Source organism: Candidatus Tisiphia endosymbiont of Mystacides longicornis, assembly GCF_964031095.1.
Taxonomy (GTDB): Bacteria; Pseudomonadota; Alphaproteobacteria; order Rickettsiales; family Rickettsiaceae; genus Tisiphia.
The window spans coordinates 689,969-705,670 of record NZ_OZ035004.1 but is presented as its reverse complement, the minus strand read 5'-3'; the positions used below and the strand labels follow the sequence as shown (position 1 = coordinate 705,670).

Annotated in this window: 13 protein-coding genes and 2 tRNA genes; 1 reads left to right on the top strand and 14 read right to left on the bottom strand. The window is 34.7% G+C overall.

Features of this window, described 5'->3' with window-relative positions; translation table 11 throughout:
• Window positions 1-3: 3 nt before the first annotated feature.
• The 4 genes from ACQH6S_RS03590 to ACQH6S_RS03575 all read right to left on the bottom strand — a co-directional run bounded on the left by ACQH6S_RS03590 (window position 4) and on the right by ACQH6S_RS03575 (window position 5,891).
• Window positions 4-78, bottom strand: a tRNA-Cys gene (locus ACQH6S_RS03590).
• 139 nt (window positions 79-217) lie between these two features.
• Window positions 218-2,065: an AAA family ATPase gene (locus ACQH6S_RS03585; RefSeq protein WP_425360499.1), complete on the bottom strand. Its 1,848-nt coding sequence runs from the start codon at window positions 2,063-2,065 to the stop codon at window positions 218-220.
• Window positions 2,066-2,227: 162 nt separating this feature from the next.
• Window positions 2,228-4,657, bottom strand: coding sequence for a DNA topoisomerase (ATP-hydrolyzing) subunit B (gene gyrB / locus ACQH6S_RS03580; RefSeq protein WP_425360500.1), 2,430 nt, complete (start codon window positions 4,655-4,657; stop codon window positions 2,228-2,230).
• Window positions 4,658-4,910: 253 nt separating this feature from the next.
• Window positions 4,911-5,891, bottom strand: coding sequence for an IS5 family transposase (locus ACQH6S_RS03575; protein ID WP_094649552.1), 981 nt, complete (start codon window positions 5,889-5,891; stop codon window positions 4,911-4,913).
• Window positions 5,892-6,460: 569 nt separating this feature from the next.
• Between ACQH6S_RS03575 and ACQH6S_RS03570 the strand changes: the two genes are divergently transcribed.
• Window positions 6,461-7,441 carry an IS5 family transposase gene (locus ACQH6S_RS03570; RefSeq protein WP_094649552.1) on the top strand — a complete coding sequence of 327 codons (981 nt, stop codon included), beginning with the start codon at window positions 6,461-6,463 and terminating at the stop codon, window positions 7,439-7,441.
• Between the two features lie 13 nt (window positions 7,442-7,454).
• Here ACQH6S_RS03570 and ACQH6S_RS03565 read toward each other — a convergent pair whose 3' ends face one another.
• From ACQH6S_RS03565 to rpmB, 10 genes are all read right to left on the bottom strand, one after another.
• Window positions 7,455-8,177: a phosphotransferase enzyme family protein gene (locus ACQH6S_RS03565; protein WP_425364687.1), complete on the bottom strand. Its 723-nt coding sequence runs from the start codon at window positions 8,175-8,177 to the stop codon at window positions 7,455-7,457.
• 72 nt (window positions 8,178-8,249) lie between these two features.
• Complete coding sequence (gene rplT, locus ACQH6S_RS03560; protein WP_094648657.1) at window positions 8,250-8,603, bottom strand: 50S ribosomal protein L20; 354 nt, start codon at window positions 8,601-8,603, stop codon at window positions 8,250-8,252.
• Between the two features lie 27 nt (window positions 8,604-8,630).
• Window positions 8,631-8,834, bottom strand: a complete 204-nt coding sequence (gene rpmI, locus ACQH6S_RS03555; RefSeq protein WP_094648668.1) for a 50S ribosomal protein L35 — start codon at window positions 8,832-8,834, stop codon at window positions 8,631-8,633.
• Window positions 8,835-9,195: 361 nt separating this feature from the next.
• Complete coding sequence (locus tag ACQH6S_RS03550) at window positions 9,196-9,591, bottom strand: HI0074 family nucleotidyltransferase substrate-binding subunit (protein ID WP_425360506.1); 396 nt, start codon at window positions 9,589-9,591, stop codon at window positions 9,196-9,198.
• On the bottom strand, window positions 9,578-9,865 hold the full coding sequence (locus ACQH6S_RS03545; protein WP_239832523.1) for a nucleotidyltransferase domain-containing protein: 288 nt from the start codon (window positions 9,863-9,865) through the stop codon (window positions 9,578-9,580). The genes ACQH6S_RS03550 and ACQH6S_RS03545 overlap by 14 nt, the downstream gene beginning before the upstream one ends.
• A gap of 124 nt (window positions 9,866-9,989) precedes the next feature.
• Window positions 9,990-11,819: an ATP-binding protein gene (locus ACQH6S_RS03540; RefSeq protein WP_425360505.1), complete on the bottom strand. Its 1,830-nt coding sequence runs from the start codon at window positions 11,817-11,819 to the stop codon at window positions 9,990-9,992.
• A gap of 7 nt (window positions 11,820-11,826) precedes the next feature.
• Window positions 11,827-13,824: an acetyl-CoA carboxylase biotin carboxylase subunit gene (locus ACQH6S_RS03535; RefSeq protein WP_425360504.1), complete on the bottom strand. Its 1,998-nt coding sequence runs from the start codon at window positions 13,822-13,824 to the stop codon at window positions 11,827-11,829.
• A gap of 876 nt (window positions 13,825-14,700) precedes the next feature.
• A tRNA-Met gene (locus tag ACQH6S_RS03530) sits at window positions 14,701-14,777 on the bottom strand.
• Between the two features lie 324 nt (window positions 14,778-15,101).
• Complete coding sequence (gene rpmE / locus ACQH6S_RS03525) at window positions 15,102-15,329, bottom strand: 50S ribosomal protein L31 (RefSeq protein WP_425360503.1); 228 nt, start codon at window positions 15,327-15,329, stop codon at window positions 15,102-15,104.
• A complete protein-coding gene (rpmB, locus tag ACQH6S_RS03520; RefSeq protein WP_341759675.1) occupies window positions 15,326-15,619 on the bottom strand; it encodes a 50S ribosomal protein L28 in 294 nt (97 codons plus the stop codon). The genes rpmE and rpmB overlap by 4 nt, the downstream gene beginning before the upstream one ends.
• Window positions 15,620-15,702: the final 83 nt, after the last annotated feature.

Genomic DNA, 15,702 nt, shown 5'->3' with positions numbered 1-15,702 from the left:
TTGTGGAGGCCAGGGTCGGAATCGAACCGACGCATTGAGGATTTGCAGTCCACGGCATTACCACTTTGCTACCTAGCCCAAAGATTGTAAATACTATAGTCAATTGATGAGAAATTGGTAACGTCGTCACTCGCCTATTACTTATAGGCATCGCTCCATCGTTTCTAGCCCCAAATTCTCCTGAATTGACTATAATCAATATTAGAGGAAAAGGCAATTAAATTTTATCAATCTGATATTCTAGAGCCACTTCTTTACCGCAAAAAGCCATAGCAATTTTGATAATTTTCTGAACATGGGAGTACTCTTTTATTTTAGCCTCATATTTTTTTCTCACGATTTGATCTAACCCTTCTTTGGCAACAGATTCTAAAATATCAGGAGATTTACATATTTTATATTCAATAATAATAGCATTGTCACCTTTACCTATCTTGGGTAGTAGCACAATGTCCGCCCTACCGCTACCGGTTTCTCTTTCACTGTCTATTATATAGCCAAGAGATAACGTGTTAATTAAACCTAGCATAAAGCCACTATAAAATAGCTCGGCTTTTTTTTCGCCAGTTTGATGAAAACTAGTAGCATTTAGTAATAATTCTTGCAGCCTTTCTTTAAATTCTTCTATTTTACCTGCCGGCAGCAAACTAGCAAATGAATAATATAAAGAACTATCCATTTGTAACTTGTTGCTCACCCACTGCAATAATCTTGCATTATATATGTGTTTTACCTCTTTATTAGGAGCGGATAATTGATAAATATCCTCTTCTGACTCGATTACCATTGGGCTTAAATAACCACTAAATAGTAATAGACTAAATAGCCCTGACCGTGTGTTAATATCACTGAAACTAATTTGTCTGGTAATAGGGGAGATAATATTTTTGCCACTAGCGAGTAGCTGAATATCTTGTTGCATTCCATCTGACAATAATGCTTTATCAACAAGAGCCGTCCCCCCACTATCAAGCCAATAATGATCAAGCTTGCCTTTATGAGCCAAACATTGCATAATCGACCATGGATTATAAATGATCTCCCCACCAAAACTATAGCCATTATACCAAGCTTTAATTTTTTCAGGATTAGTTGCTGTTGGTACTTTGGTTAATAACTCATCAACTTCTGCTTGAGTAAAACCATAGAACTTAGAATATTTTTCATCAAGCAAGCTATATTCACTAACATTATTCAAATCCGAAAATAAATTAGCTTTAGCAACCCGTAATATGCCAGTTATTACGCCTTTTTCTAAATAAGGATTAGTTTTTAAACTACTGCCAAACATCCCGCGGAATATTTTTAGTACATCATCAAATTCTTTTAATTTATCACCAAATTCAATATACGAACTATTGATCGGTGTGTCATATTCATCGATCAATATATAAACTTTTTGACCAAAATGTTTGTACAATACTTCACTCAAAACCCGTAAACTATCTTTTAAGTCTTCCTTATCAAGCTTTCCTGTAAAATATCGATTTAACTTTTCCTTTTGTGCCTCATCTAGTAAATTTTCATCTGTTGTTATATAACGCTTTAAATATCGATGGTTTGCAAATAAATTAGTTACTTGATTTTTTATTCCATTCTCAATTTCCTGGTAGTTACTGCCTTTAACATCTTTAAGATTGAGCAAAATCACCGGAAATTGACCTTGTTGAATCATGGCATATTCATTACCGTTAATCTTTAAAGGCTCTAAAGTTCTTTTTCCCTTAATGCCTAAATCGATTTCTCCACCGGTAAATAGCTTGTTATTTACTCTATCTTCTATAGGTAAAGGAACGCCATTTTGATCCACCTCTATCTCAAAAAATTTCTGGAGCATGTTCATATTCAAGCTCTTACCCCAACGCCTTGGTCTAGTGATCAGGATTACTTCTCCACTATCTTCCAATAATTCTTTGATCATTAGGCTTTTATCAACAAATACATCACTATTTAGCAATAACGTCTCAAAATTATCGGTACCTATCCTCATTCTCGGTGGTTTATTGTTATCTTTAACAATATTAGTTTCTTTGGTTGATATATTATCGAAAAATTCTACTGTCATATTAGAAATATATTATAAACTTTATTAAGTAAATAATAGCACAAACAAGCTAGCCTAGCTAGTAGATTACAGAAAATAAATTACATCGCATGCAGGGTTTTTAAATTGTTGCACATTAATTTAAACTATAATAGTGAACCAATTCAGGAGAAGATTTAAATTTTAAACATCTAAATTAATTACATTCAAGGCATTTGCTTGAATAAATTGTCTTCTAGGTTCAACAATATCTCCCATTAATGTTGAAAAAATTACTTCAGCACTATCTTGTTCATGTACTTTAACTTGCAATAAAGTTCTTCTTTGAGGGTCTAATGTTGTCTCTCCTAACTGATCAGAATTCATTTCTCCAAGACCTTTGAAACGCTGAATAGCTATACCTTTTTTTCCGCTTTCCAATATATAATTCATCAGCATACTAGGCAGTGTAATAATATGTTCCTGGTTTTTAATTAATAACTTTGTTGGCTCAATAAATAAATCTGCAAGCGGAGTAAATGATTTGGCTAGCTGAATAAATTCAAAAGATTCAAGCTGTTCTTTTGATAAAATTTTACTTTCTTTTTGTCCCCGAACAAAGCGGAAAAATTCTATTTTATTGGTGCTAACTACAAATTGCCAATCTGTTTTATCAGGTGATATATCACCAAGATTTAAAATATTCAAAGCCTGGTTTATTTCATTTGTCTTATCTGCCGCAAATATTTGATTACCTAACAAGTCTTTGATAGCTAAACATTCTGCAATTTGTCGATTAAATTTTTTGCCAACTTGATCAAGTAATGTAACGAACCGGATAGCTTTCTTGATTATCTCCTCAAGATCAGAACCACTGATCTCTCGTCCATTATACAACATAATTGTTGCATCACTAATAGTATTTTTTACTAAATAATCTTGCAAAGCTTGTTCATTTTTCAAATAAAAATCGTTATTGCCTTTTTTTACCTTATATAAAGGCGGCTGAGCTATATATAAATATCCTTTATCAATTAATTGCCGCATATGTCGGTAGAAGAAAGTAAGCAATAAAGTTCTGATATGCGAACCATCAACATCAGCGTCAGTCATAATAATTATTTTATGATATCTTAGTTTATCCAAAGAAAAATCTTCATTACCAATAGCTGTCCCAAGAGCTGTTATTAACGTTCCTACTTGCTCAGAATTTAACATTTTATCAAATCTAGCTCTTTCAACATTCAGGATTTTACCTCGTAATGGTAAAATTGCTTGGAACTTTCTGTCTCTACCCTGCTTTGCTGTACCGCCAGCCGAATCTCCTTCAACAATAAACAACTCCGAAAGAGCCGGGTCTTTTTCTTGACAATCAGCAAGTTTTCCAGGCAAGTTTGAAATTTCCAGGGCTGATTTTCGACGAGTTAATTCCCTTGCTCTTTTGGCTGCTTCTCTAGCAGTTGCCGCTTCAATAATTTTATTAATAATTATTTTTGCGTCACTAGGATGCTCTTCAAACCATTCTAAAATCTTAGTATATACAGCATTTTCTACGATAGGACGGACTTCAGAACTAACTAATTTATCTTTAGTTTGTGATGAAAATTTTGGGTCAGGTACTTTTACTGATAAAATACATGACAATCCTTCTCTAGTGTCATCCCCTGTGAAGTTTACTTTACTTTTTTTATTGAGTCCAATATTCTCGGTATAAGTTGTGATAACTCTGGTAAGAGCTGCTTTAAAGGCAATAAGATGCGTACCGCCATCACGTTGTCTTATATTATTAGTAAAACATAAAATATTTTCATGATATGAATCATTCCAATTCATTGCCAATTCAAAAGTAATCCCTGTTGCCTGATTATTAGTATTGAGTGATATACATTTATGTAATGAAGTCTTGGCTTTGTCTATATATTTGACATAAGCTTCTACACCACCAGTAAAGCAAAATTCTACTTCTTGCTGTTCAGCAAAACGGTGATCCTTTAATAATATCCTAACCCCAGAATTTAAAAATGCTAATTCTCTAAGTCTATGCTCTACAGTAGCAAAATTAAACTCTATCATGCTAAAAGTGGTAATAGATGGGAAAAAAGTAATCTCTGTACCGCTTTTTTCTACTGACTCCCCTTTTAGTGTGAGTGATGTTTCAGTAGCTCCATCTCTAAATTTTATAAAATATTCCTTATTATCTCGCCAAATTCTAAGCTCTAACCACTCTGATAGGGCATTTACCACAGATACACCAACACCATGCAACCCACCAGATATTTTATAAGAGTTTTGGTCAAACTTACCTCCAGCATGCAATTGGGTCATAATAACCTCAGCTGCTGATATACCTTCTTCTTCGTGGATATCAACAGGTATCCCACGTCCATTATCACGCACTGTTACAGAGCCGTTGGCATTTAGGATTACTTTAATTAGATCACAGTGACCAGCTAAGGCTTCATCGATGGCATTATCAACAACCTCGTAAATCATATGATGTAATCCTGAACCATCGTCAGTATCACCAATATACATACCAGGTCTTTTCTTAACTGCTTCAAGACCTTTTAAAACTTTGATGGAGTCAGCCCCATATTCTAATTCTGCTATTGATTTTTGTTGATTATTTGACATATCCTACATAAATAATAAAGATAAAAGATAACTATACAGCAAAATTACAGCAAGTGTATATTTTTCAAGTAGTTTATTAACAAATATTATTTTACTAAAAATATTTATTGTTTATTATTCAGTCTAACGTTAAATTATCTTATATAGTCAATTGATGAGAAGTTGATGACGTCGTCGCTCAATGCTCGCCTATTACTTATGGCTTTGTTGCATGAATCAGATTTTGAAAGTGTTGTTTAATTTTTGTCAAAAATCAGGCAAATTTTTTGGTATCCGGCATGCCGAGTTTTGTCATGATATTAAGAATATTAGCAGCTACTTTACTTTCGGTTTTTTGGTTTAAAAAAGTTCTAGATTTTAATTTGTTTCCTATAATTGATTTGTAACGGTAGATAGCGTTTTCTGCTTTGGCTCGCCTGCCGTAGTTGGTATGTTTTTGCCATCGCTTTCGTCCTTGTTCCATAAGACGAATATTGTCTAATCTTAATTTAGAGTCATCGGGCATTTCTGCTCTGAACCCTAAGTTTGGCGGTACTACTGCTTTTATAGGAATTTCATTACCATGTTGATTCTGATGGGCGATTAATGCTTTGTATGTAGAGGGTTGGTCATATGCTCCGTCAGCTAGTACGGTATCTATTGGACTATCAATTTCCTCAAGTAATGTGCCTATCGTAGCACAATCACTAATATTGTGAGTCGTTAATTCAGAGCTTGCAATATATCCGTTTTCATCAACAGCGATATGAAGCTTTCTCCACGATTTCCTTGCTTTCAGTGCGTATTTTTCTTCCTGCCACTCCTGCTCGCCGTAAATCTTTATACCGGTACTATCGACGCAAAGCGTTACGGGATCACGATTTGCCCTACGGTGCCGTGACACTTTAAGTTTTTTTGTTCTTCTTGAAATAGTAGTATAATCAGGCGTTTTGAGCTCGAGATTCAGCAGTTTTATAATTGATTCTACAAAACCTTCGGTTTGCCGTAAATGCTGTTTGTATACTAATCCAAGCCTCACGCATGTCTCAATAGCAAGATCGGAATAGATCGCTTGACCGCCCCGCTTCTTATGTACGGATACGGGATTATTCCATTTTGCTACCGCTTCCCCTGAAAACCAAATTATTAGACTACCACGATTTTTTAATGATTGATCGTACTCACGTGAATTACTGATTTTGTATTTAGCTCGGGCAAATTTATGACGATAAGGATATTGGTGTTTGTTCGGCATATTTACCTTAAAAAAAGAGGATATCTTAACTCCTTAACTTTACTATTTCCACTGCTTTTTTTATTTATTCAAAAACTCGATTTACTCCAAATTCCGATTCATGCAACAAAGCCGCGGGTTTAGACCGGATAGTTTAAAAGTCGTATGTGGTCAACGTCTATTAGCGAGAAAGACCGTAGGTCGACGAAGCAATCCACAAAAGTAACCAAAGATGGATTGCCACGACCTACTTGCGTGGTCTCGCTAATAGCAGAAAACCTATCTAAAACCCGCTTTACCTTCTAACTTTCAACAGTTGTGGATACCGCACCGAAGCATGGATAACACAAAAATCGATATCTATGAGTCCCCTCGCGAATAGACATCTGTAAATTTGGCATAATGCTATAAGGTTAGTTCTAAGTTAATTCAAGAGAATTTTGGGCTAGGAACGATGGAGCGACGCCTATAAGTAATGGCTTTGTTGCATGAATCGGAATTTGGAGTAAATCGAGTTTTTGAATAAATAAAAAAAGCAGTGGAAATAGTAAAGTTAAGGAGTTAAGATATCCTCTTTTTTTAAGGTAAATATGCCGAACAAACACCAATATCCTTATCGTCATAAATTTGCCCGAGCTAAATACAAAATCAGTAATTCACGTGAGTACGATCAATCATTAAAAAATCGTGGTAGTCTAATAATTTGGTTTTCAGGGGAAGCGGTAGCAAAATGGAATAATCCCGTATCCGTACATAAGAAGCGGGGCGGTCAAGCGATCTATTCCGATCTTGCTATTGAGACATGCGTGAGGCTTGGATTAGTATACAAACAGCATTTACGGCAAACCGAAGGTTTTGTAGAATCAATTATAAAACTGCTGAATCTCGAGCTCAAAACGCCTGATTATACTACTATTTCAAGAAGAACAAAAAAACTTAAAGTGTCACGGCACCGTAGGGCAAATCGTGATCCTGTAACGCTTTGCGTCGATAGTACCGGTATAAAGATTTACGGCGAGCAGGAGTGGCAGGAAGAAAAATACGCACTGAAAGCAAGGAAATCGTGGAGAAAGCTTCATATCGCTGTTGATGAAAACGGATATATTGCAAGCTCTGAATTAACGACTCACAATATTAGTGATTGTGCTACGATAGGCACATTACTTGAGGAAATTGATAGTCCAATAGATACCGTACTAGCTGACGGAGCATATGACCAACCCTCTACATACAAAGCATTAATCGCCCATCAGAATCAACATGGTAATGAAATTCCTATAAAAGCAGTAGTACCGCCAAACTTAGGGTTCAGAGCAGAAATGCCCGATGACTCTAAATTAAGATTAGACAATATTCGTCTTATGGAACAAGGACGAAAGCGATGGCAAAAACATACCAACTACGGCAGGCGAGCCAAAGCAGAAAACGCTATCTACCGTTACAAATCAATTATAGGAAACAAATTAAAATCTAGAACTTTTTTAAACCAAAAAACCGAAAGTAAAGTAGCTGCTAATATTCTTAATATCATGACAAAACTCGGCATGCCGGATACCAAAAAATTTGCCTGATTTTTGACAAAAATTAAACAACACTTTCAAAATCTGATTCATGCAACAAAGCCGCTTGACTAAACATAAAACTTACTAATACTTGTAGTCTTTCGATAATCAAGTCTATCATCCCATTTTTATCTTTTTCAGCTAAACCATAAGCTTGGCAGAATAAACATGCTCTTATAATTTGCTCATCTATAGAACCAAATCCATCTTTATTATTGGGATTTGTCAGTGGAACCCATCGGTAAAGGGCATAAGCAACATCCCATAAGCGTGACCCTGGGTGACAAGTGTCAAAATCAATTATTCCAACTGCTTGTTCTCCATTCAAAACAACATTATAAGGAGCAAAATCACCATGACATATTACTTCTTTTGGGTGTCGAGATGGCAGCTGCCAGCATTTTTCATCGGAAACAACTTTAATTAAGAAATTTTGTGATGCATCATGATATTTACGTAGAAGACTAGCAGCAGATGTAAGGGCTTTTATCGATGCAGCATTATTGCTGAGGGGATAGTTACTTACCTCTCCTTTTAAAAAGCTAACTATTTCTCGTCCTGAATTATCAAATCCCACAGGCTTGGGAGCCGAAAGAAAACCTTCACTACGAATATGATCTAGAAGATTGTGAACTTGTTTAGTCCAGAACCCAGCGGGACGGTAAATATAATCGCCAATATTAACTATTTGCTCTTCACGTCTTAGGTGTTGCGAATATTTTTTTTTAATGTGGATAGTACTCACAACAACCTAGATATTTTGATGACAAAACTACCCTAAATATAAGAACTTAGCTAAGTCTAAAGAAATATATTATTACAACTGAGCCTTAGCTTTAGCCACTATATCTGCAAAACCTTGCGGGTTGTTAACTGCCAATTCAGCTAGCACCTTACGATCAATATCTATTGCAGCTTTTTTAAGCCCACCCATAAATTGGGAATATACTAAATCATGCTCACGCACTGCTGCATTAATTCTTTGTATCCAAAGCCCTCTAAAATCACGTTTACGATTTCTACGATCCCTATAAGCATATTGTAGAGCTTTTTCAACTTTCTCAATTGCTACCTTAAAGCAATTATTAGACCGCCCTCTATAACCTTTAGCAAGTTTGAGAATTTTTTTATGGCGATTTTTTGAAATTTTTCCTGATTTTACGCGTGACATATCTCACCTATTTCCTTAGTTAAATTGTTAAATTCCATATGGAAGGAAGAATTTTTTTAAATTCTTTGCATCTTGAGTACAGAGAATCGTTGTTCCTCTAAGGTTACGAAGTTGAGCTTTTGTCCGACGTCTCATGAAGTGTTTTTTACCAGCTTGAGTGGCACAAACTTTACCAGTAGCGGTAAGTTTAAAGCGTTTTTTTACAGCTGATTTGGTTTTTAATTTAGGCATTATAGTTCCTTTATTTGGTATTTTAAGGCTGTATAGCAAAACTAGGCATACCAAAGCCATATTGCTATATGGTGAAATATAATATTTTTTATGAATTATTGCAAGTTAATTTTTATATTATAGTCAATTTAGGAGAAGTTGGTAACATCGTCACTCTTAGGCGTCAGTTTAAAAAAATAAAGTAGAAAAATCGTCATTGCGAGCCACCATAGGTGGCGTAGCAATCCATTTCTATTCACTTTTCTGGATTGCTTCGTGACCTTACGGTCTCCTCGCAATGACGGTTTCTCAATTATTGTTTTCTTAAACTAACGCTTATGCGTCACTCCATCACTCCTGCTATCCAATTTTCCTGAATTAACTATACATTGAGAAAATTTAGCCTATCGAATGTACTTCTTAATATGGGAATGTAGGATTTAATATTATTATAAATTTTATCTGCTAGCTGCTCATCATAAGTATGCGAAGTGATATTTCTATCTAGAAGCATTTTTAGCCATTCTTGTTCATGATCAATCAGATGTCCTTTAAAAGCCTCTCTTAAAACATCTTTAGGATATTGTACTTCTACTCCTTTGCTCTCAAGAATCGCCCTTAATAATTTCCAAAATAATTCTATTGTAAATTCAAATCTTTGAATGCTAGCGTCTATGTTACTTCGATCTTCTTGCTGAGGTTTAGATGCAATATCCTCTAAAGAGGTTAAAGCTCTACTTAATTTTGAGAACCCTAACTCTATTTTAGGATTTTTCATATAATTTCACTCCTTCTCGTATTATAGATAATTTTAAGTCTGATGAATCATCCAATTCATCAAATCTTACACAATCTATTTTTAAAAGTGTATCAGCATTATCAATAATTTCTTGCAACTTTAACCAATCCTTAATGGTAGCATTAGGGCATATTATAGCTAAATCAATATCTGCTCTATCCTGATTATCGTTCCTTGCTCTAGAACCAAATAGCCAAATTTCTTCAACCACATTCTGTGATATTAAATCATTATAAAATTTATAGTCTTGCACTTTCACTTATTTATCCATTCGAGATATATTTTAATTTTCCTAATGACTCCACATTCTGAGTAGTTTTACTATTTGCCTATTCTCATCAATTGACTATAATGCTGTACATAAGTGAGCGACTTATTTATGCAATAGGTCTATTAACCTTTAATTTTAATTCATCAAGGTTAAATGTTATATTGATAATGGCACCACCTTCTAATCTGTTTGCTAACTCTAATGTTGCACAATGATCTTGTGCTATTTTTTTGATAATAGCCAGCCCTAGACCAGTTCCTTTAGATCTAGTTGTTATATAAGCTTCCGTAACCCTATCAATTAAATTTGCTTGGAAACCTACCCCATTATCATCTACTGTAATAATAATCTGATGGTCAGATTTAGTTATAGAAACAGTAATAACACCTTCTTGCAACTTAGTAAGCCCTATAGATTCTTCAGCATTTTTTAATAAATTAACCATAATTTGATTAATTTGAGTTGTGTCACAAATAAAATCTATATACTGATCAGTTGTAATAAACTTATATAATATTTTGTCATTAATTAATTTTCGTGATTCAACCATATTTTTTACAAGAATTACTAAATCACAATCCGTAAATACTGGGGCTGGTAATCTTGCAAAATTAACAAATTCAGAGACAATCTTCTTAATATCTTCAGTGTGACGTACTATCATATTTATGTATTTGTTAAATTCTGCTTTATCTTCAACTTGATTACTGAATTTCCTCAATAATCTTTCAGAAGCAAGATGAATAGGTGTTAAAGGATTCTTAATCTCATGTGCGACTTTCCTGGCAACATCAGACCAAGCAAGTGCACGCTGAGCTATAACTAAATCTCTTTGTTGACGATCAATTTGTTTAATCATCCTATTAAAGGCTGAGGATAAAACGCTTATTTCATCTTTATTAATAACGTCTTCTGGTACCTGGATAGTTAGATCGCCATTTTTAACTTTTTCAGCAGCACTCACTAACTTTCGAATAGGGCTTACTATTTTTATAGCAAAAATCATCCCCCAACTTATTGCAGCTAACAGTAATAATAAAGCAATAAAAATAAATACTATAGAGAATTTGATCTGCATACTGGATATATGCTTTTTAAGACGATAATACTCTTCAGCTGCTCCATTAGTTTTATTAATATGATCGGTAATTTTAGCATCAATCAATCTACCTACCAACAAATATACATCATTCTGCTCTTTAAGTTTTATAAGCATACGAATCTTTGCTGGATCAGATTTTATCTCAACAATCTCTCCTATTTCGGCTCTTTTCATTAAATGAGATGGAATAGTAGCAAATGAAATTGCAAAACTTAAAAAGGTGTTAGCAATAACAGTATTAGTAGGCTTATGTAAAACTATAACTTCGTCAAGAGAACGCATCTCAGCTTCAGAATTTAATGTCTCATTAAATAAAATGGGATTATGTATTAAGTCATAATACATTTCACTTAAATCATAAGCAACAGATAACGCTGTTTCTCGCAATTGCAGTTTATGCTCATTGATATAAGATTCTGCTACTATTATCGATTGATCAAGTACAGCAGAAATCTTTTTATCGAACCAAGACTGAATACCAAAGTTAAAAAAATATGCTGAAAATACTGAAACAATAATCGTTGGAATTGTAGCAACCAAACTAAAGGTAATGATGATACGATTTTGCAATTTTGAAGATTTCTCACCATCTCCTTTATCAACAAAATCTCGTAAAAATTTACGAGCTAATAAAATACCTAAAAATAATAAGATAGTAAGATCTACTAATATCAGCCCTATAACTCTACTTGGGTCTGGACCAAGAGACTTTGGCTCAATCGAAATCACGTAATAAGTTGAGCAAGCCAATATGACGGCTATAATTATTAGGATAAATACTAATTTACCGCTATCACAATATTTTTTAAGATTTTGGTAAAAGTGATTCAACATTTTCAACCTAAACGAACTCTAGTAATACTTGACCACTAACCACCAGATCCTTTTCATTAACTAGGATTTTAGCAATTTTCCCATTACGCTCAGCAACAAGTATATTTTCCATTTTCATAGCAGTTAAAACCATAATCTCTTGACCAACAATTACCTCACTACCTTCCTGCACTTTAATTGCAATAATTTGTCCTGCAAGCGGAGCTTGCATCTCTGTTTGCTCTTCTTGGATATTTTTGGTAATCATCAACGCTTCTAGTTCAGACATCCTTGGAGAACGGACATAAGCTTTAACAGTAATGCCTGAATGCGATAACATATAACCTGTTACGATATTTTGAATTTTTATATTGGCTTTTCTACCATTTACAATACAGGAAAAAAGCCTACTACCTAAGTTCCAATTACTGCGTATGTAGATTCTATCATTTTCTTGTCTTATGTTATAACCGTAATCTACTGAGGTAATTAAAATTGGAAATAGTTTGTCATCAATTGACACAACCCATCGAGTGCCAATTTTATTAGTTTGATCGATTATTTGACCAGAAATTAATGAGGCACGTTTTTGCTCGGTAATATAAACAAAAATGGCCGTAGCGAGGAATATTTTAGTAATTTCAGAAGTTAAACTTGCTCCAGAAAAACCATCTGGATATTCTTCTTCTATAAACGCGGTATTTATATCACCTGCTATAAAGCGAGGATGGGATATTACCGCTTCCAAAAAACTAATATTATGAGAAATGCCTTGTATTATGTAAGAACTTAAAGCAGAACGCATAACTTCAATAGCTTGCTTTCTAGTTTCTCCATAAGTACAAAGTTTGGCAATCATTGGATCATAAAACATACTGACTTCTCCTCCAAGCCCTAAACCAGTATCCACACGAATATTAGCATTTTTTGGCGGTTCTGAATATTCAGTAATTCTACCACTAGATGGCAAAAATCCACGCATTGGATTTTCTGCACAAATTCTCGATTCAAATGCATGCCCCTTTAATTTTATATCTTCTTGGGAAAATGATAATTTTTCACCAGCCGCTATTTTTATCATCTCTTCTACTATATCAATACCAGTTATCAGCTCAGTTACTGGATGCTCAACTTGTAGTCTAGTATTCATTTCAAGAAAATAAAAATTCTTATCTAAATCAACTATAAATTCAACTGTACCGGCAGAGTAATAACCTACTTTACTAGATAAAGCTATGGTTTCTTTATACATTTTCTGCCGTATTTCCTCGGTAATAAAAGAACTTGGAGCTTCTTCAATCACTTTTTGATGATAGCGTTGAATTGAACATTCTCGCTCACCGAGGCAAACACTATTACCATACTGATCAGCTAATAATTGTATTTCAATATGCCTTGGAGATTTTATTAATTTCTCAATGAATAACCTACCATCACTGAAATTATTTACTGCCTCAAGCTTAGCTGATTCAAAGGCATTAGCCATTTCTTCAGAGTTTTTTACCACTCTCATGCCACGCCCACCACCGCCAGCTGTTGCCTTGACTATAACAGGGAAACCTATTCCTTCTGCAATTTCTATTGCCTGATTTATATTGCTAATAGTACCAATATAACCAGGAACTGTACTAACTCCGGCTTCCAAAGCGATTTTTTTTGCTTCAATTTTATCGCCCATTTTCTTAATGGCAGAAGCATTTGGACCTATTAAGGTAACTCCTTCCCTTTTTAAAATATTCGCAAAATTGGAATTTTCCGATAGAAACCCATATCCCGGATGTACTGCCCCAGCCCCGCTCGCTCTAATAGCATTTATAATATTTTTAATTGACAAATAGCTCTCAGTAGCAGGGGAATTACCAATATAATAAGCCTCATCAGCATATTGTACATGCATTGAGTGTGTATCGGCTTCAGAATATACAGCAACTGATTTAATACCCATCTTTTTTAGTGTTCGCATTATTCTTAAAGCTATTTCACCACGATTGGCGATTAAAATTTTATCAAATAATGGTTTGGTCATAAAATCTCGTGCTTAAATATAATATTAGACATTATAACAGATGTTTTGCTCCTCACTAATAGATAATTAAAGAAAATTTTACTAATTTTTATATATAGTCAATTGATGAGAAGTTGGTGACGTCGTCACTCGTCGCTCCTAGCACCAAATCCTCCTGAATTGACTATAAGTCGTCATTGCGAGCCACCGTAGGCATAGTACTCTACAATTTTTTATTTAGTTCCTTATGATGAGTAAAAAAGCTGACTACTAAGCGTCATTGCGAGGAGGCGTAAACCGATGAAGCAATCCAATAATGTGTGGATTGCCGCGACCACTATGTGGTCTCGCAATGACGTATACTTCTATAACTCGTCATTGCGAGGAGCTACTTTAGTAGCGACGAAGCAATCCATGAGAATTAGTATAGATACATCAAGACTATATGGATTGCTTCGTAGGCTCACGCCTTCTCGCAATGACGTTTTTATGCTGTTTAATACTTATAGAATAAAAATTGTAGGGCTATGCACCGTAGGTGGCGTGGTAATCTATTTTTAATCACTTTTCTGGATTGCTTCGTGACCTTACGGTCTCCTCGCAATGACGGTTTTTCAGTTATTGTTTTCTTAAACTGATGCTTATGTTAGTATGCGGGAATCTAAGCCCCCTGCTTTCGCAGGGGTGACACTGAGGTAAGCAGATATGACACTTAAGCTATTCAAAAAACTTGATCATCGGGTAATATGTATATTGTTAGTATCTCAAAAAAGGAACTTCTTGCTATTCTTCGCTCGTCTCTACAAAAATTGTACGAACTATAACAGACATTGCTAAGTCTTTTTTGATAAGATATTTGTGGATAATGTTTAGTAAAGACAACAATATTGTTGTGGTTGGTTGCGGGGGTTGGATTTGAACCAACGACCTTCAGGTTATGAGCCTGACGAGCTACCAGACTGCTCCACCCCACGATAATATGCATAGTCAATTGATAAAAAACTGGTGACGTCGTCGCTCCACATAGTTAAGAAAATAAAGTAGAAAAGTCGTCTATTAGCGAGCCACCGTAGGTGGCGTGGCAATCCATTTTTAATCACTTTTTTGGATTGCTTCGTTGACCTTACGGTCTCCTCGCAATGACGGTCTTTTAATTATTGTTTTCTTAAACTAACGCTTATGCGTCGCTTCATCGTTCCTAGTCCCAAATTCTCCTGAATTGACTGTAAAATACAGCCTAAAAATCTAAAGATTATCCTGCTTGTTAGCAAAAAATTTCCAAAACAAGCAAAACTTGGTTAAACCTTCTTGCCAAAACTAAGCCCAGCAAATTTTTTGTTAAAGTCACTAACATTTTTGTTAGATTGGTTAACAATATTTCCAGATTCTTTAGTCCATGCCGGATGTTTCCTGTAATCAACATCCATCAAAATCTCTTCTGCATGACCACCGGAATTTGTCTCAAAAACATCATTACTAATGATAATTTTGAACTTTTTATATTTCGGATGTATTCCAGCTTTCATAATACAGCACCAACTTTTTTCTCAGCTATCTTTTTTTTAATCACTTGGGCTTTGTCCGAAAGTATATCACTTGATATTTTAAGCATATATTCATCAAAACCACCTACCTTCTCGACAGAACGTAGACATTTAGCATTTACCGAAAGCTTGTATTCCTGCCCAGTAAGCTCACTTGCAAACCTTACCACTCTTAGATTCGGCTCAAAGCGTCTTCTAGTTTTTCTTTGCGAGTGCGACACTTTATTACCGTGTAAAACACCAACTCCACTAAGCTCACATCTACGAGACATCGTGACTCCTATAATTATTCATCAATATTACATAATTATACTACTATTAAGGCTTTATGTCAATATCTACAGCTGTAAATAAT